Below are 19,202 nucleotides of genomic sequence, written 5' to 3' on the forward strand. Positions count from 1 at the left end.
ACGGGAAGATACTATAGGGGAAGTTGGCGCGACGTGCAAGGACTTTTTTGGTCAGACTCTAAATGCCTAATGATATAGGTAAGCGATGGCGGTGCCGGTGTGAACTTGGATCTTTGCTGTACCCCTGACGACGTTGCTAATGCCCATGTCGGCTAGCAGGCCCAGGGGGCTGTGGTCAAGCTCCCATTCTAGGCCGTGTTCGCTTACAACTGTCCCAGGGGCTATGGCGATGATGGAGAACGTCTTGCCTTCGGCGCCTTCGATGGTCCACGACTCACCTGCGCGAATGATGCGGGCGACTACCTTGTCCTCAGCAATCCAGACAGGGGCATCCTCGTAGCCCGCGAGCAGGCCCAGTACGGATAGCGCCATGTCCGGACGGCCGCCGGTGGCGCAGGTCGCAACCACTTCGGATCCCGACCAGCGACGGTGGACGGAATCGAGCGCCAGCGCCAGATCGGTGTAGTCCTTGTACGGGTCGTGGCGCTCAACTTCAAAGTCGGTGGCGGCATCGACTAATGCGCGGCCCGCATCACTCACCGTGTCGGCATCCCCCACATACACGTCACAGCACAGTCCCGCGCCCAGCAGCGCGTCGAGTCCGCGGTCCACGGCGACAACGTGATCGCACTTCCCAGCTAGCCTACGCAACAGATCCGCACTCGCCACCACGGGTGAGCCGCAGACCACTAATACCTTGCAAGCCACAGCCCTCGCCTATCCCTCAAACGAAAGCACGCGAGCCAGGTCAAGCTCTTCGTAGCTGTCGATAAAGATATCGCAGTTGGCGCGTACGTCGTCGCGCTTCATGCGGCCGTGCGGGTCATAAATACCCACACGCTTAAAGCCGGCTACCCCAGAGCTCTTAAGGCCAAAGACCGCGTCCTCAAACACCCATGCGCGCTCAAACTTGTGCCCATGGCGCTCCTCCAGGCGGCGCTGCGCCAGCTCGTACACATCGGGGAACTGTTTGGAGCGTCCAGCCTCGCCCGTCGTGGTAACAAACTCCATATAAGCGTCGAGCCCGGCGCCCGCAAGCGCAGACTTAACCAGCTCGGCCGGCGTGGACGTGGCAACGCACATGGCAATGCCCGCCGCCTGCGCCTGCTTCAAAAATGCCAGGAGCCCCTCGCGCGGCGGCACCTTGGAGTACCCATCAATCAGAATATTGCTCAGCTCGCGATACAGCTCCTCGCCATTCGCGCCAATGCCCCAGGTGTCGTGGTAGGCCTGGCACTCATCCTCCAGCGACAGGTGCTCAAATTGGGCAAAGTCATCCACGGTCACGTCAATCCCGTGACGATGCAATAACTCGGGCTGGGCATAGGCCCAAACGGGGGTGCTATTAACCAGTGTGCCGTCGCAATCGAAAATAAAAGCAACCTTGGGAGCGGCGGTATGGGACATAAACGAACCTTTCAATGTCAAATGGTAAACAACCTGCTAAAAACGTTTTACCAAACGTCAGGCTAACAATTTTGAAACCCTAATTGGTAAAACTGTCAAGAGTTTTACTACGGCAATTCTGCCAGTGGTATAAACATGTCGCTTACCGATTAAACGCCCCCGCAAATCCGCTTTCGTCCATAAAACTAACGCAAGGGTGTTATCGTAGTTTCTGCCGAAAGTTCCACCGAGCACGCGAGGTGGAACGAATCACAGAAACTTCGCCGTCCCTTCGATTCGTGCAGCCTTGGACCTTTCGCATCTAGTCACCAAGGCAACACGCTGCCGCGTCATGATGGGATCAAACGTGAGCGATACAAAGCTAAAGCCAACGGCTAAAAAGCCCGCAACCCGCAAACCGGCTCCGCACGCACCGGAGCTCACCAAGGACGATGTCTATTTGTTTGGCATCGGCACGTGGGAGCGCAGCTGGGAAAAGATGGGCGCGCATCCCGACACGCAGCAGCGCACGCGCGGCTGGCGCTTTTGCGTTTGGGCGCCCGACGTAAAGAGCGTCCATGTTATTGGCGAATTTAACGACTGGGATGAGGAAGCCAACCCGCTGGTGCCCGTGCATACGAGCGCTATTTGGGAAGGCTTTATTCCTGGCGCCGAGCAGGGCCAGCTCTATAAATACCTCATCGAGACCAACGAGGGCGAAAAGCTCTACAAGGCCGATCCGTATGCCTTTAAGTCCGAATGCCCTCCGGGTACCGCGAGCGTGCTGTGGACCCTCGATGGCTACAAGTGGAACGACGCCGCGTGGCTCAAGCGCCGCGCCGGCCACAACCACATGTCGCAGCCGCTTAACATCTACGAGGTGCATATTGGCTCGTGGAAGCGCCACGGCGACGCGCCGCAGGGCGATCCGGACGAGTACGGCAACTACCCTGGTCCCATGGATCCCTTCCCCGCCCAGCGCGGCGAGTTCTACACCTACGACGACCTGTCGGTGGAGCTCGTAGACTACGTGCGCGACATGGGCTACACGCATATCGAGGTCATGCCGCTTATGGAGCACCCCTTCGATGGCTCCTGGGGCTACCAGACGACCGGCTACTATGCCGCCACGTCGCGCTACGGCAACCCGCAGCAGCTCATGCACTTTATCGATGCGTGCCACGAGGCGGGCATCGGCGTGATTATGGACTGGGTGCCCGGCGGTTTTTGCGCCGACTCCCACGGCCTTGCCACCTTTAACGGCCACATGCTGTTTGAGCACGAGATTCACCCCAACTGGGGCACGCACAAGTTTGACTTTGCCCGCGGCGAGGTCCGCTCCTTCTTGGTCTCCAACGTGCTGTATTGGCTCGAGAACTTCCACGTGGACGGCATTCGCATGGACGGCGTGTCCAGTATGCTGTACCTCAACTTTGGCATCGACGATCCCGGCCAAAAGAAGTTCAACAAGTACGGTACCGAGGAGGACCTGGACGCCAGCGCGTTTATACGCCAGGTCAACTGCGCCGTGGAGGCCCACTTCCCCGACGTGATGATGATGGCCGAGGAGTCCACCGCGTGGCCGCTCGTGACCTATCCGCCGCAGGACGGCGGCCTGGGCTTCCACTACAAGTGGGACATGGGCTGGATGAACGACACCCTGCACTACATGCAGACCGATTTTCCGTGGCGCCCCGGCAACCACGGGCTGCTCACGTTCTCCATCATGTACGCCTTTACCGAGAACTTCATCTGCCCGCTGAGCCACGACGAGGTCGTGCACGGAAAGTGCTCGCTCATCGGCCGCATGCCGGGCGACTGGTGGCGCCAGTTTGCCGGCCTGCGCACGCTGGCCTTCTACCAGATGACGCACCCCGGTGCCAAGCTCAACTTTATGGGCAACGAGATCGGCCAGTTTATTGAGTGGCGCTATTACGAGTCCATTCAGTGGTTCCTGACCGAGGAATATGAGACCCACCGTCATCATCAGGCGTTTATCAAGGCGCTCAACCACCTGTACACCGCCGAGCCCGCCCTATATGAGCGCGGATACACCGACGACGGCTTTACCTGGATCGACGCGGACAACTCCAAGCAGTCTATCGTGAGCTTTGTGCGTCAGGGCGAGGACGTCGACGACGACCTGGTGATCCTGATCAACTTTGACCCGGCGAGCTATGAGAGCTTCCGCGTGGGCGTACCGCGCGAGGGTGACTGGGAGGTCATCTTCGATTCCGACCGTCCCGAGTTTGGCGGCAGCGGATACGCCGGTGAGGAGCCCTACACCTGCTCGAGTGAGCCCTATCCTTGGAACGGGCAGATGGACTCCATCGAGATCAAGGTGCCCGGCCTGGCGGGCGTGGTACTCAAGCGCCGCGGTCCCAGCAGCTATAAACCGCCCGTGGTCGAGGAGCCCAAGAAGGCGACGCGCAAGCGTGCGTCCTCGGTGAAACCCAAGACCGCGGCAGCCAAGAAGGCTCCGGCTAAGGCGAAGGCTACCAAGTCTGCCGCCAAGACCACGGCCAAGGCCGCAGCCAAGAAGGCAGCTACTAAAAAGGCTGCTCCCAAGGCTAAGGCAGGCGCCCGCAAAGCAACTAGCAAGGACGCGTAACAAAGCTCTTACCTCTGCAATTACCCGCCCCGCAGGGGCGTAGGATACAAGTCATAACCGTTCCGGGAGAAACATCCCCGGGGGAAAGGAACGTATGAATAAGATCTTCGATAACAAGCAGGAGTTTACCGAGCTCTATCGCGATGCCGTCATGAGCATCAGCGGCAAGAGCGTCGAGGCCGCCAGCGACCTCGACCGCTTTAACGCCCTGGCCAAGCTCGTGGCCGAGAAGGCCCGCACCGTTGCCACCAAGAGCGACGCCCGCGCCACCGCCGAGGACAAGAAGCGCGTGTACTACTTCTCGATTGAGTTTTTGATCGGCCGCCTGCTCGACAACTACCTGCTCAACTTTGGCGTGCGAGACATGGTCGCCGAGGCGCTCGACGACATGGGCTTTGACCTGTCCGTCATCGAGAACCAGGAGCCCGATCCGGCGCTGGGCAACGGTGGCCTGGGCCGTCTGGCCGCATGCTTCCTGGATTCCATGGCAGCCGAGGGCATTGCCGGCTACGGCAACGGCATGCGCTACCGCTACGGCCTGTTTAAGCAGGAGATCGTCAACGGCAGCCAGGTCGAGGCCACTGACGAGTGGCTCACCCACGGCTATCCCTGGGAGGTCCGTCGTCAGGACAAGGCCGTGACCATCAAGTTTGGTGGCCGTGTTGAGGGCTTTGAGGAGAACGGCCGCACGTTCTACCGCACGGTGGACACGCAGGATATCCTGGCTGTCCCCTACGACATCCCCGTGGTGGGCTATGCCGGCGAGACCGTCAACAAGCTGCGCGTCTGGGCTGCCGAGCCGGTCGAGGAGCACTTTGACCTTGAGGCCTTCAACCGCGGCGACTATGCCCAGGCCGATGCCGAGCGCGCCGAGGCCGAGGCCATCAGCGCCATCCTCTACCCCAACGACGCCGGCGAGCACGGCCGTCTGTTGCGCCTGAAGCAGGAGTACCTGTTTGTTTCGGCCGGCATCTACAGCCTGCTCGACACCTTTGAGAAGGAGCACGGCGAGAACTGGGAGCTGCTTCCGCAGTTTGTGGCAATCCATACTAACGACACGCACCCCGCCATGTGCGGCCCCGAGCTCATGCGTATCCTCATCGACGAGAAGAAGCTCGAGTGGGACGACGCCTGGAACATCGTGACGCAGGTTGTGAGCTACACCAACCACACCATCCTGCCCGAGGCTCTGGAGAAATGGCCCATCGGCACGTTCTCCAAGCTCCTCCCCCGCGTGTACCAGATCATCGACGAGATCAGCCGTCGTTGGCACGAGTCGTTCGACACCACTCAGGAGGGCTGGCAGGAGCGTCTGCGCCAGACCGCCATCCTGTGGGACGGCGAGATTCGCATGGCCAACCTGTCCGTGATCTGCAGCCACAGCGTCAACGGCGTGGCCAAGATCCACTCCGACATCATCAAGAACATCGTGCTCAAGGACTTCTATGCCCTGACGCCCGAGAAGTTCAACAACAAGACCAACGGCATCTCGCACCGTCGCTTCTTTGCCGAGGCCAACCCCACCTATGCCAAGCTCGTGACCGAGGCCATTGGCGATGGCTGGCTTAAGGACGCCTTTGAGCTGGAGAAGCTCAAGGAGTTTAAGGACGACACCGAGTTCCTGAAGGCCGTGGGTGCCTCCAAGCGCGCCAACAAGGAGCGCCTGGCCGCCTACGTCAAGGCCGAGACCGGTCTGGTTATCGACCCCAACACCGTCTTCGATGTCCAGGTAAAGCGCTTCCATGCCTACAAGCGCCAGCTCATGAACATCATGAAGGTGATGGACATCTACAACCGTCGCATCGCCGATCCCAACTTCCACGTGACGCCGACGACCTTCATCTTTAGCGGCAAGGCTGCCTCGAGCTACACCTTTGCCAAGGAGACCATCCGCCTCATTAACTCCGTGGCCGACGTCATCAACAACGACCCGCGCGTCAACGAGGTCATGAAGGTCTGCTTTATCCCCAACTTCCGCGTGAGTAACGCTCAGCTCATCTACCCTGCCGCCGAGATCTCGGAGCAGATCTCCACGGCCGGCAAGGAGGCCTCGGGCACGTCCAACATGAAGCTCATGATGAACGGCGCCATCACGCTGGGCACCCTCGACGGCGCCAACATCGAGATCGCCGACCTGGCTGGCCGCGAGAACGAGGCCATCTTTGGCCTGACCGCTCCCGAGGTCGAGCAGCTCTGGGCATCCAACAGCTACTTTGCGTGGGATACGCTCAACGGCGACCGCGAGCGCCTGGGCCGCGTAATGGACGAGCTCAAGGACAACACCTTTGCGGGCCTTTCGGGCAACTTCGAGAGCATCTACAACGAGCTCATGAACAACAACGACCCCGACCTGGTTATGGCCGATTTCCGCAGCTACGTGGATGCGTGGGAGAAGCTCACGAACAGCTACGGCGACCAGGAGACCTGGAACCGCAAGGCGCTGCTCAACACCGCCTCCTCTGGCTGGTTCTCGAGCGACCGCACCATTCGCGAGTATCGAGACGAGATCTGGCACGCGTAAAGGCCGCGAGCTCCCCTATGCCAGCACGGCATTACTCGACGGGCGCGGCACAACGTCACGCCCGTCGCTAATGGGTTTAAGAACATCGATGACAGAAGGAGAAATCGATGAGTAAGAAAGAATGCATCGCGATGCTCCTCGCAGGAGGACAGGGCAGCCGATTGGGGGCACTCACCCAAAAGATCGCTAAGCCGGCGGTTAGCTTTGGTGGCAAGTTCCGCATTATCGACTTCTCGCTCTCCAACTGCTCCAACTCGGGCATCGACACGGTGGGCGTTCTGACGCAGTATCGCCCCTACCTGCTGCATGCCTATGTGGGCTCCGGCGAGGCGTGGGATCTGGACAGCCGCGACGGCGGCGTGTCAATCCTGCCGCCGTACGAGACGCAGACCGGCGGCGCCTGGTATGCGGGCACGGCCGACGCCATTACGCAGAACCTGGACTACATCAAGGCCAACGACCCCAAGTACGTCCTGATTCTTTCGGGCGATCACCTGTATCGCATGGACTACCGCAAGATGCTCAAGACGCACATTGAGAACAACGCCGACCTCACGGTGAGCGTTATGCCCGTGCCGTGGGAGGAGGCCAGCCGCTTTGGCATCCTGACCACCGACCCCGAGGACGGCCGCATCACCAAGTTCACCGAGAAGCCCGATAAGCCCGATTCGAACCTCGCGTCCATGGGCATCTACATCTTCTCGGCCGACGTGCTGATCGAGGCGCTCGAGGAGGACGCTCTGGACCAGCGCTCGAGCCACGACTTTGGCAAGGACATCATCCCCAAGCTGCTCGGCGAGGGCAAGCGCCTGTACAGCTACGAGTTCCACGGCTTTTGGAAGGATGTCGGCACCATCGCCAGCTTCCACGAGACCTCGATGGACCTGCTGGGCAACAACCCCGAATTCGATCTGTTCGACAAGCACTTCCCCATCATGTCCAACATCACCACGCGTCCGCCGCACTACATCGGCCCGGATGGTCGCCTGGACGACTGCCTGGTCTCCAACGGCTGCAAGATCTACGGCACCGCTCGCCACTCGATCCTTTCGACCGATGTCATCATCGAGGAGCGCGCCGTGGTCGAGGACTCCGTGCTGCTGCCGGGTGCGCACGTTAAGAGCGGCGCGCACATCTGCCGCGCTATTTTGGGCGAGAACTCCACGGTCGAAGAGGGCGTGAAGCTCGGCTCTGTCGATACCACCAAGGATACGGCCGTCGTTGGAAATGACGTCGTTATCGGGAAGGGGGAATGATCCGATGATCAATCGCAAGGCCATCGGTTATATCACCGCTAACTACTCTTCGACCTACGGCAGTGTGCTGCTCAAGGACCGCCCCATCGCGTCCGTTCCGTTTTTGGGCCGCTACCGCCTGATCGACTTCCCGCTGTCCAACATGATGAATGCCGGCATTAAGACCGTCGGCGTCGTCATGCCGGGCAACTACCGCTCGCTGATCGACCACGTGGGCTCGGGCAAGGACTGGGGCCTGGACCGCAAGAAGGGCGGCCTGTTCATGGTGCCCGGCAACGCGTATGGCACCACCAAGGGCGGCATGCGCTTCCTGCTGCGCGACATCATTTCCAACAAGACGCTGTTCCAGCGCTCGGACAAGCCCTATGTTGTGATGATGGGCACCAACATCATCTTTAACATGGACCTCAACACCATCATCGAGGCGCACGAGAACTCCGGTGCCCAGATGACTGTGGTGTACTGCAAGGCCACGCGCAACGTCGATGACGAGACCAAGCTGCAGATCAACGAGAACGGCCGCCTGACGGGCGTGAGCGCCGGCGTCGTGTACGGCGACAACGCCTCTATGGACTGCTGCATCGTCAACCGCGAGACGCTGCTCGAGATCATCGACCACTACCAGGCCGCCGACTATCTGGACCTGCTCGAGGCGCTCCAGGGCGACTTTGGCAACATCGACGTGTGCAGCTACGAGTACAAGGGCGAGGTCGTGGGCGTGTTTAGCGAGAAGTCGCTGTATCGCCGCAGCATGGACCTGCTCGACCAGACCGTGGCCGACCATCTCTTTGACCCCGAGCGTCCGATCCTGACCAAGGCTCACGACGTGCCGCCTTCGCGCTATGCGACCGGCAGTCACGCATGCAACTCGATCATCTCGGCCGGCTGCATCATCAAGGGCACCGTGCGCAACTCGATCCTGTCTCGCGGCGTCGTGGTTGAGGAAGGCGCCTCGGTGACGAACTCGATCATCAACCAGAGCTGCGTCATCAAGAGCGGCGCCCGCGTTGAGAATGCCATCCTGGACAAGAACAACGTGGTTCCCACCAATACCGAGCTTCGCGGCACGCCCGAGAACATCCTGGTGCTGGGAAAGGCCCCGTTAACTTCTGATATCACCAACGCGAGCTAGCTTTGGCACCGCAACATCGCTCGTAACACGTAGAATAGCCGCCCGGTTTGCGCCAGGCGGCTATTCTCGAATTGCAACAGGGAGACAATATGGCTGATTCCAGCAAAAAGATGCAGATCGTGTTTGCCTCGGCCGAGTGCGCACCGTTTGTTAAGACCGGTGGCCTGGGTGACGTGGCGGGCTCGCTGCCTGCGGCGCTTGTACGCGCCGGCGCCGAAGTCATCGTGATGGTGCCCAAGTACGCCACCATCAAGGACGAGTACAAGGCGCAGATGGAGCACTTCTCCGACTTTTACGTGAGCCTGGGCTGGCGCAATGAGTACTGCGGACTCGAGAAGCTCGAGCACGACGGCGTCACCTATATGTTCATCGACAACGAGCGCTATTTTGCGCGCGACTATCCGTACGGCTTCTTTGACGACGGCGAGCGTTTTGCGTTCTTCTCTAAGGCCATCACCGAGAGCCTGCAGCACCTGCCGGCCGGCTTTGAGTGCGACATCCTGCACTGCAACGACTGGCAGACGGCGCTGGCGCCCGTGTTTTTGCGCGAGTTCTACCAGGGCCTGCCGCTGTACGACCGCGTCAAGACCGTGTTCTCGATCCACAACGTGGCATTCCAGGGCCAGTTTAGCGACACCGTGATGGAGGACATCCTGGGCGTGGCGCATATTCCGGCGGCCGCCTCGCAGCTGCGTTGCGACGCCTGCAGCATTAACTACATGCTGGGCGCGCTGCGCTATGCCGACGCCATCACTACGGTGAGCCCCACCTATGCCAACGAGATCCAGACGCCCGAATTTGGCGAGGGCCTGGACGGCGTGCTGCGCGAGCGTTCTTACGCGCTTCAGGGCATTTTGAATGGCATCGACGTCGCGGGCTTTGACCCGGCGACCGACAAGCGCATTGCCGCCAACTACACCGTGGAGGACCGCTCCGGCAAGGCCGTGTGCAAGGCCAAGCTGCAGGAAGAGCTGGGGCTCGAGGTTCGCGACGACCGTCCGCTTATGGTCATGGTCACGCGCCTGACGCGCCAGAAGGGCATGGACCTGGTGATGTACGCGCTCGACCGCATCCTGGCCGGCGGCGTGCAGGTGGCGGTGCTGGGCACCGGCGACCGCGACTACGAGGATGGCCTGCGCTACTTCCAGGGCAAGTACCCCGGCACCATGGCCGCACGCATTGAGTTTGACCCGGCGTTGTCGCAGCGCATGTATGCCGCCGCCGACATGTTCCTAATGCCTTCGAAGTTTGAGCCCTGCGGCCTGTCGCAGATCATCGCCATGCGCTACGGTACCCTGCCCATTGTGCGCGAGACCGGCGGCCTGAAGGACACCGTGCAGCCGTACAACGAGTTTACCGGCGAGGGCACGGGCTTCTCGTTTAGCAACTTTAACGGCGACGAGATGGGCGATGCGGTATTCCGCGCGGCGCGTCTGTTCTGGGATAACCGCGACGCCTGGAACCAGCTGGTCACGCAGGCCATGAGCCAGGACTTTAGCTGGACGCGCTCAGCCGATAAGTATCTGGATCTGTATTTCTTTATGCACCCGGAGATTGAAAGGCCGGCGGCTGTGGAGGCTGCGGCCGAGAAGGCTGAGGCCGAGCCCGAGGTTGTGGCTGAGGCCGAGCCGGTTGTTGAGGCACCCGCTGCTGCCGAGGAGCCCAAGACTGAGGAGAAGCCGGTTGAGGCTAAATCTGAGGTGAAGGTTGAGGCAGCTCCCGAGGCTGAGGCTAAGCCAGCTGCGAAGCCTACCGCCAAGAAGACCACGACGCGCAAGACGACGGCCAAGAAGGCTACGACAACCATGGCCGCTGCCACCAAGACCGACGCAGCAAAGACGACTACCGCCAAGGCAACGACCACGCGCAAGCGCACGACCGCCGCAGCCAAGAAAGCTGCCGAGGCCGAGATCGCTCCCGAGGTAAAGGCCGAGACCGCCACCGCCGAGGCTAAGCCTGTGGCAAAGGCTCCGGCCAAGTCTGCCGCCAAGAAGACGGCCGCGTCCAAGACCGCGACCACCAAGAAGGCCACGGCTACGAAGTCGACGACGACCAAGGCTGCTACGACGAAGGCCGCCGCGAAGACGACCGCGAAGGCCGCCGCAAAGTCCGTCGTCAAGGTCGAGGAGGCACCCTCCGAGCCCAAGGCCAAGGCAGCTGTCGAGGCAAAGCCGGCCGCCAAGACCACCACGCGCAAGCGCGCTACGACGACGGCCAAAAAGACCACGACCAAGGCTGCTGCTCCCAAGGCAGAGGCAAAGGACGAGGACAAGCCCGCAGTAAAGGCCGAGCCTGCTCCGAAGGCCGCAGAGGTCAAGACCGCTCCCAAGGCTAAGGCAAAGACCGAGCCCACCAAGGAGACCCCGGTCTCCCCCGCCGCTAAGACTGAGGAAAAGGCTCCGACCAAGAAGACCTCCGTCCGTAAGGCAACGGCCACCCGCAAGCGTCACTAGTCAGGACGATTAAAACTTAATCCTCAAAGCAAAAGAGGGCGCCCCAACTAGGCGCCCTCTTCTTGGTTGAACTTCTGTATTAAAAAGAGGGCCGGTTTACTACGACAAAATGGCTCCAGCCGACCACGGCGGGTAATCTACGAAATTGGCAACGCCTCTACCTGCGGTTTTAATATCACCAAAATGACTGTGGTTGAGATCATTCAATTCGTCGTAGTAAACCGGGTTACTTTTGTTTAGCTACAAATAGTATCGGTATAGGCACATTTGAATATCGCGATAATTTGAATGGTAAAACGATTTTCTAGGACAACCGTTCGCCGATGGTAAACGGATGTTGTTTATACAGCCTGTATACAAAAGATATACTTACATCCTGTGCGTAAAGCCCATGGCCCGCAGGCCGTGATTCTATTGAACTGGACCGTATTATGAGATTGATTCACAACAGCCGTCTGCCGCAGTTTCGTACTCCGTTTGGCGCTGTGACCACTGGAACTTCCGTTTCGCTATCGGTGATTTTGGAGGATGCCGACCCCAACCAGGCAACGCTCACCCTGCGCACCTGGGTCGATGAAATCGGTGAGTCTCTGTATCCCATGACGCACGAGGGCGACGGCATATTTACCGTAGAGCTTGAGTGCACTGAGCCCTGTCTTATCTGGTACAGCTTTATCTGCAACATCGAGGGCCAGCCCGAGGTACGCCTGGGTGCACCGCAGGGTCGCACAGGTGGCGAGGGTGTGACCTACAGCTACGCCGAAATTCCGTCCTTCCAGATTACCGTCTACAGGCACCGCGAGAACCGTCCCACTTGGTACGAGCGCGGTATGGTCTACCAGATCTTCCCCGACCGCTATGCACGCGACGAAAACTGGCGCGAACGCACGCTTGCCGAAGTTGAAAAACCGCGCAAAGGAATCCAGCGCCGCATGGTCGAGGACTGGAACGAACCGCCCGAGTACGAGCGTGCCGAAGACGGCTCCATCAAGACCTGGGATTTTTACGGCGGCTCGCTCAAGGGTATCCAAAATGACCTGCCCCGCATTGCCGAGCTAGGCTTTACGGCCATCTACCTCAACCCCATCTTTGAGGCCGCGAGCAACCACCGCTACGACACGGCCGACTACACCAAGATCGACCCGATCCTGGGCACCGAGCAGGACTTTACCGAGCTGTGCCAGGCAGCCGAGAAGCTGGGCATCTCCATCATCCTGGACGGCGTCTTCAACCACACGGGCGACGATTCAATCTATTTCAACCGCTACGGCAACTATCCCGGCGTGGGCGCCTGGCAGAGCGAGGATTCACCGTGGCGCGATGCGTTTTACTTCCATGAAGACGGTTCGTATGACTGCTGGTGGGGCGTGGGCAACATGCCCGCCATCAATGAGAGCTCCGAACTGGTGCGCGAGCGGCTCCTGGGCAAGGACGGCGTGATCCGCAAATGGCTGCGCGCCGGCGCCCATGGTTGGCGCCTGGACGTGGCCGACGAGCTTTCCGATGACTTCCTGGCCGAGATCAAAAAGGCCGTGCTCGCCGAGAAGCCCGACGCGCTACTGCTCGGCGAAGTCTGGGAGGACGCCTCCAACAAGATCAGCTATGGACATCTACGCCGCTACCTGCAGGGCTCCGAGCTCGACTCTGCCATGGACTACCCCTTCCGCGACATGGTCATCGGCTTTTTGATGGGCTACAAAAACGCCTACCAGGCTGCCGAGGATATCGAGACCCTGCGCGAGAACTACCCGCGCGAGGCACTGGCCTGCGCGCTCAATCTGCTTTCGAGCCACGACCGTCCGCGCATCATCTCGGTGCTCGGCGGCGGCCCCGACGAGTCGCAGCTGCCCGAGAGCGAGCGCAGCAAGTGGCGCCTGGACGAGAACTCCATGGGCCTGGCCAAGAGCCGCTTTTGGTTGGCGACGCTCATGCAGATGACCTTCCCAGGCGTGCCCTCGATCTATTATGGCGACGAGTACGGCTTGGAGGGCCTCACCGATCCGGGCAACCGCCGCACCCTGCCGACCAAGGACCAACTCCACGACTTCGATACGCTAGCCATCGTTAAGAACGCATCTGCCATTCGCCGCGCGTTACCGTTTATGGTCGATGGCGAGATCAAGGCCTTTGCGCTCAACGACGACGTCTTGGCCTACACCCGCACGGGCAAAGACGGCGAGGCCGCGACGGTTATCATCAACCGCAGCCTGCGCAATTCGCACTGCGTGACGATTCCGGCGCTCGGCGAATGCGCAAGCGACGTGATCAGCGGCCACGAGTGCGAAATCCACAACGGTACCGTCACGCTCGACCTGTACCCGCTGGGCTCTTCGATCATCTATCACCATGCCGAGAAGCGCCTGCAGGAGCCGCTCGACCACGGCGCGGGCGTCGTATGCCACATCACCTCGGTGCCGACCGATGACGGCAAGCCCGGCACAATCGGTGCGCCCACGCGTCGTTTTATCGACCACCTGGCCGCCATGGGCATGCGCTACTGGCAGGTCCTTCCCGTCAACCCGACGGACTTCTTCCGCTCCCCCTACGCCGGTCCTTCGGCCTTTGCAGGCAATATCGACCTGCTGCCCGAGAGCCACGAGGAGCTGGCCGCCGACTTCGTCACCTGGAAGACCCGCGGCGGCGAGGATGCCGACCCGCTGTACACGGCGTTTAAACATCGCAACGCCGACTGGCTCGAGAAGTACTGCGTCTACATGGCGGTAAAGAAGCACTTTGAGGGACTGTCGCGCCACGAATGGCCGGCGGATGTCGCGCGCTACAACGAGCACCTGATCGATGACAAGCGCTTCCACGACGAGGCCGAGCTGCAGGCGTACATGCAGTATCGCTTTGACCTTGCTTGGTGCGAGCTTATGAACTATGCACACAAGAAGGGCATCGAGGTCATCGGTGATATCCCGATGTATGTCTCGGACGATTCGGCCGATGCGTGGAGCGAGCCCGAAAACTTCTGGCTGTCCGACACCGGCAAGGCGATTGAGATTTCGGGGGCGCCGCCCGACAACTTTGCACCCGAGGGCCAGGTCTGGGGCAACCCCACCTTCCGCTGGGATCACATGAAGGAGAATGGCTATCGCTGGTGGCTCGACCGCCTGCGCCGTGCGTTCGCACTCTACGACCGCGTGCGCCTGGACCACTTCCTGGGTTTCCACAGCTACTTTAGCATCCCCGCCGGCAAGGCCTGTTCTGACGGTCGCTGGCTGGCTGGCCCGGGCAAGGACCTGTTCCAGACGGCCTACGACGAGCTGGGTCCGCTCAACTTTATTGCCGAGGACCTGGGCTATTTGACGCCTGGTGTTCGCGCGATGGCTTCGACTTGCGGCTTCCCCGGCATGGACGTACTGGAGTTTAGCGACTACGACGTTCGCTGCGGAATTCATCCCACGCCGGGCAAGATCCTGTACACCTCGACGCACGACACTTCGACGCTCGCCGGCTGGTGCACGCGCTCCTTTGCAGGTGGCGACGAGCCGAGCGGCATTGCATTGGCAAGCGAGCTCATGGGCGATGCCCTGGCAAGCGATGCTCCGCTCGTGATGATGCCGCTGCAGGACGTGCTGGGGCTGGGCGACGACGCGCGTATGAACGTACCGGGCGTGGCCACGGGCAACTGGACTTGGCAGGCTGACGAGGCCGACGTTGCGGCAGCCGAGGAGAAAACTGCGAAGCTCCTGCGCAGCACCCATAGATTCTGGGGCGAAGCGTGATAAAACCCTCGATATAGGGTACAGTTACAGCTGTTTGAATTTTTGCGGGCAGAGCGATCTGCCCGCTTTGTGCTGAAAAGGAAGTATTATGGCGCGCTACGATTACAAGTGCACGAGCTGCGGCAACGTGTTTGAGGTAGAACACCCCATGTCCGAGACGCCCGAGGTCGTATGCCCCAGCTGCGGTGCCCCGGCATCCAAGACGTTCTCGGCCAGCGGAATTAAGTTCGAAGGCAGCGGTTTCTACAACACCGACCAGCGAAGCGGCGGCTCCAGCACCAACGCCACCAGCGGCTGCTGCGCCAACTGCCCGCATAGCCACTAGTGACAAGCGGCCCCGCGATCAACTCCGATCGCGGGGCCGCTTCTTTGCGCTATGGGTCGATAATTATTTTTAAAAATTAGTATATTTTAAAATCCGCCCATACCGGCAGAATAGGGATCGTCACAGGTACCATCGCTATACCAATGAGTAGACCCCACATAATTGCCATTTTCGTCATAAACATCCAGAGTTTTAATGACTACTTTACCGCCGCCGTTAGAGGAGCCTCCCGAATAGCCGCTTCCACCAGAATAATTATTACCGCTATAAGAATTGTTGGAATAATTATTTTGCTGAGAAGCCTGCTGCTGAGTCTGCGCCACTTCCTCTTGAGTCTTCGCCTCAGCCTCTGCTTTTGCCTTATTTACATCATCAATACGAGTTTGATAACGACTAATCTGTTCATTGATTTGATCAATGAACAGATTAGAATCCTTTTTGGCATCTTCAAAAATAAGCTTCTGATTATCTTTATTAGAAATATCATTAAGAAGACCATTGAGGCTATTAATATGCTGTTGGAGAGAGTCAGTATCTTCAGTAGAATTTACATCAAAATTAACATGGTCAGTTACAGAAGTATTCCACTCATCATTTTGAGCATTACGACAGTCTTTAATAATGGAATCGTATTTATTGAGCAACTTTGTCCAATCAGGGGAAGTGCCATCCGCATACTTAAAACTGTCATTAGAGATTTCTTTATTCAAAATCTCTTTATTATTTTGAGCATTTTTAATGGTATCAAGACGTTGCTCAAAAGTTAGTAACCCAAGATCAGCCTTAAAGGCAGCAACACTATCGCTAGCCTTTGAATACAAAACTTCAACCTGCTGATTATGTTCACTACATGCTTGTTTGTAATTGTAACCAGCATAACCACCGACACAACCAGCAATGAGCAGAGCAACAATACGGGCACCAATAATTACCCGCTTTTTAATCGAAGAATTCTCAACCTTTTCATTTTCCTGAGTATTATCTTCAGGATTGTCAATCTTGTCACTATTAAGATCGATCATTTTAACCCCTCAATATTAAATCTGCGAGCGGTTCATGCATCCAGAAACTTACCAAACCCAACCGCTTACTTTCATATCCGATTTATTAATCCCAGTCCCAGAAAAATCTTCCTTATGAGTTGCGGTGAAATAAGGACTGTTTGGCGGGTAGAAGCCGCTATTCAATCCCTATTTCACCGCAACTTAGTAGTTACTTGTGGACCAGGCGGGCGCAGAAGTGGCCGTCGTAGGAATCGGCGTTTACCGGCACGCTCTGGAAGAGGCCTCGGTCGTTTTGGCGGACGGCAACCAGCTTCTTGGCCTGCGCAAAATCGGGAAGCTGCAGAATCTGGGCTTCGGTGAGCGGCGCCACGGTAAAGCCGGCACCCTCGGGAGAAGCCAGGAAGGCATCCACGACCTGTGTGTTCTCTTCGTCAAAGACCGAGCAGGTGGCATAGATGAGCTCACCGCCGGCAGCCACGCGCGCGGCGGCTTCCTTGAGCATCGTCAACTGCAACTTGGGCAGCTCAACCGTCACATCGTTTTCGGTCAGACGCCACGGAATCTCGGGATGACGGCGCATGGTCCCTGTACCCGAGCACGGGGCATCGATAAAAACTGTATCGAACAGGGCAGGTTTGCCAAGCATGGCATCAAAGGACGTGAGCACCTCATTGAGCTCGCAGGCATCGCCCGAGACCGTGCGAACACCCTGGATGCCTGCCTTGCGCAGACGCGCGAGATTCTGGTCGCACTTGCGCTCGTGCAAATCGAGCGCGGTATGCTGGCGCTCGTACCCAGCACGTTTGGCCTGGCACATCATCACATAGGTCTTGGTGCCGCGGCCGGCACCAATCTCCAGGCAGCGCCCGGGACGGGTCGCCGCGGTAGCGATGAGCTGGGCGTTAAGGTCCGAGGCAACCGCAGCAGCGCGCTCAAAAACGCCGGACGCAACCGTGACCTGCGCATCGACCGGTGCATGGCAGCCCGGGAACACGGGCGCAACAAGCTGCGAGATATACAGGTCGGGTTTGGTGGCAAAAGCGTTCTCGTGCAAAGCGAGCGGCGCGGGAGCCAGATTGCCGGCAAAGTTGAGCGCGCCCTCGGGCGTGTCGAACGATGCCACAATGCGAGCGCATAGCCAGCGCGGCAGGCCCATCAAGCGAGACAGACGCACCAGGCGGCGCTCGGAATCATCGGCATCCGCAGCGGCGGCAAAATCCTCGACGTTGTCCGCAACCTTATGCAGCACAGCATTGGCCAAACCGGCGGCAGACTTAGCGCCGCTACGCACAAGCTCAACGCCCTGACTCACCGCAACGTGACCCGGCGTATGCAGATAGAGCATCTCGAAGGCCGAGATACGAAGGGCCATGCGCACGCGCGGCGCGACCTTTTTGGGCTTATCGAGAAACTGGTCGAGCAGCTCGTCCAAAATGCCCTGGGTGGCTGCAACGCCAAGTGCCAAACGAGCGGCAAAAGCAGAATCGCGCTGGTCAATGGCCTTGGCCGAAGCACGGGACGAGAGCATGTCGCGCGCGTACATGCCGCGGCGATCGGCCTCCATCAAAACATCAAGCGCGAGCTTGCGCGCGGGAGACAACTTGCTCATGACAAAACACCCCACGAAAGATCCGCACCCTGCAGGCCGGCAGCCCAGGCAGAAGCAGCCATAGCACGCTTGCCATCGGGCTTAACCTCGAGTAGTTCGACCGCGCAATCGGAAAGGCCCAGGTAGAGGCGCTTGGCCTGAACGGCGACGAGTCCCTCGCCAAGCGACACATCTGCCGGTGCTGCATCGAGCACGCGAACGGTCTTGCCGGCAATCACGCAACGAGCGGGAGCGGTATCGGACGAGGCAAGCACATGACGCACGCAATCAAGCGCCGCCATCTGAGGATCCAGACGCATCTCCTGCTTAGAAATCTTGGCGGCGTGAGTGACGAGCGACTCATCCTGTTCAGTCCACACGGCGGTGCCATCGGCAAGCGAAGGAATCGTATCGGCAAGCAGCTTGCCGCCAAGCTCAGCAAGTTCCATGGTCAGTGCCTCGGCATGCTTACCGGCAACCGACGTGGAAGCCTGAGCACAATAAGCACCAGTATCCACGCCATGCCCGATGCGCATAATGGAAACGCCAGCAACCTCGTCACCAGCGAGAATCGCACGCTGAATAGGAGCAGCCCCACGCCAACGAGGCAGCAACGAAGCATGAACATTCACAATGCCGAGCGGTGCCATATGCAGCACCTCATCAGGCAAAATGCAGCCATAAGCAGCCACGCAGAAAATGTCAGCCTGGGTAGCCTGAAGTGCCTCAACAACCTCAGGCGTCATGCGATTAGTCTCAACAACAGGCAAACCCAGCTCGAGCGCCTTAGCCTTAACAGGAGAAGGCTCGAGCTTCTTACCACGCCCACGAACAGCATCGGGACGAGTAACAACAAGCGCAATCTCGTTGCCAGCCTCAACAAGCGAAGTCAGCGAAGGTACAGCAAAATCAGGCGTACCCATAAACACAATACGCATAAAGAACGTCTCCCCTCAACAAAAGCCGAGACGGCTACAAATAACAGCGGAAAGCCAAGTACCCAGCCCATCCGCAATAACAGTTCAACAAGAACAAATATACCCAAAGCCAAAGAAAGAGCCGCATAAAAGCAGCCCTCCCAACAAAGCACCTATCAGCGAAGACGCCCTTCCCTGGCCCGACGGCACCTGGGCGAAAAGGAGCATGAAAACGCAGTCCCCTTCCGCCGCAGGGCTTAGGTTATTGCTCCACGCGCAGT

The 19,202-nt window shown here is 59.1% G+C and carries 12 protein-coding genes; 7 read left to right on the forward strand and 5 right to left on the reverse strand.

Translation table 11 applies throughout. From position 1 onward, the window contains the following. Window positions 1-66: 66 nt before the first annotated feature. Window positions 67-708 (reverse strand): thiamine diphosphokinase, encoded by a 642-nt coding sequence (locus ABHR76_RS00430; protein WP_346976466.1) that lies wholly within the window; start codon window positions 706-708, stop codon window positions 67-69. Between the two features lie 9 nt (window positions 709-717). Continuing rightward, window positions 718-1,407 (reverse strand): HAD family hydrolase, encoded by a 690-nt coding sequence (locus tag ABHR76_RS00435; protein WP_346976467.1) that lies wholly within the window; start codon window positions 1,405-1,407, stop codon window positions 718-720. A gap of 331 nt (window positions 1,408-1,738) precedes the next feature. Here ABHR76_RS00435 and glgB point away from each other — a divergent pair, with 331 nt between their 5' ends. From glgB to ABHR76_RS00470, 7 genes are all read left to right on the forward strand, one after another. Further along, a complete protein-coding gene (glgB, locus tag ABHR76_RS00440) occupies window positions 1,739-3,997 on the forward strand; it encodes a 1,4-alpha-glucan branching protein GlgB (protein WP_346976468.1) in 2,259 nt (752 codons plus the stop codon). A gap of 94 nt (window positions 3,998-4,091) precedes the next feature. Further along, window positions 4,092-6,518: a glycogen/starch/alpha-glucan phosphorylase gene (locus ABHR76_RS00445; RefSeq protein ID WP_346976469.1), complete on the forward strand. Its 2,427-nt coding sequence runs from the start codon at window positions 4,092-4,094 to the stop codon at window positions 6,516-6,518. A 107-nt stretch (window positions 6,519-6,625) separates the two neighbouring features. Next, entirely contained in the window at window positions 6,626-7,774 is a 1,149-nt protein-coding gene (locus tag ABHR76_RS00450; RefSeq protein WP_006233920.1) for a glucose-1-phosphate adenylyltransferase, read from the forward strand. A 4-nt stretch (window positions 7,775-7,778) separates the two neighbouring features. After that, window positions 7,779-8,906, forward strand: a complete 1,128-nt coding sequence (gene glgD, locus ABHR76_RS00455) for a glucose-1-phosphate adenylyltransferase subunit GlgD (protein ID WP_346976470.1) — start codon at window positions 7,779-7,781, stop codon at window positions 8,904-8,906. An 89-nt stretch (window positions 8,907-8,995) separates the two neighbouring features. Next, window positions 8,996-11,359, forward strand: coding sequence for a glycogen synthase GlgA (gene glgA, locus ABHR76_RS00460; RefSeq protein ID WP_346976471.1), 2,364 nt, complete (start codon window positions 8,996-8,998; stop codon window positions 11,357-11,359). A 431-nt stretch (window positions 11,360-11,790) separates the two neighbouring features. Further along, window positions 11,791-15,087, forward strand: coding sequence for a 4-alpha-glucanotransferase (locus ABHR76_RS00465; RefSeq protein ID WP_346976472.1), 3,297 nt, complete (start codon window positions 11,791-11,793; stop codon window positions 15,085-15,087). 88 nt (window positions 15,088-15,175) lie between these two features. After that, window positions 15,176-15,412 carry an FmdB family zinc ribbon protein gene (locus ABHR76_RS00470; protein ID WP_055287350.1) on the forward strand — a complete coding sequence of 79 codons (237 nt, stop codon included), beginning with the start codon at window positions 15,176-15,178 and terminating at the stop codon, window positions 15,410-15,412. 86 nt (window positions 15,413-15,498) lie between these two features. Here ABHR76_RS00470 and ABHR76_RS00475 read toward each other — a convergent pair whose 3' ends face one another. From ABHR76_RS00475 to fmt, 3 genes are all read right to left on the reverse strand, one after another. Continuing rightward, window positions 15,499-16,434 (reverse strand): hypothetical protein, encoded by a 936-nt coding sequence (locus tag ABHR76_RS00475; RefSeq protein ID WP_346976473.1) that lies wholly within the window; start codon window positions 16,432-16,434, stop codon window positions 15,499-15,501. A 190-nt stretch (window positions 16,435-16,624) separates the two neighbouring features. Then, a complete protein-coding gene (locus ABHR76_RS00480; protein ID WP_346976474.1) occupies window positions 16,625-18,025 on the reverse strand; it encodes an RsmB/NOP family class I SAM-dependent RNA methyltransferase in 1,401 nt (466 codons plus the stop codon). Continuing rightward, window positions 18,022-18,942, reverse strand: coding sequence for a methionyl-tRNA formyltransferase (gene fmt / locus ABHR76_RS00485; RefSeq protein ID WP_346976475.1), 921 nt, complete (start codon window positions 18,940-18,942; stop codon window positions 18,022-18,024). The genes ABHR76_RS00480 and fmt overlap by 4 nt, the downstream gene beginning before the upstream one ends. Between the last annotated feature and the right edge of the window lie 260 nt (window positions 18,943-19,202).

Origin of the sequence: Collinsella aerofaciens (assembly GCF_039752985.1) — a bacterium.
In the GTDB taxonomy this organism is placed as follows: domain Bacteria; phylum Actinomycetota; class Coriobacteriia; order Coriobacteriales; family Coriobacteriaceae; genus Collinsella; species Collinsella aerofaciens_BT.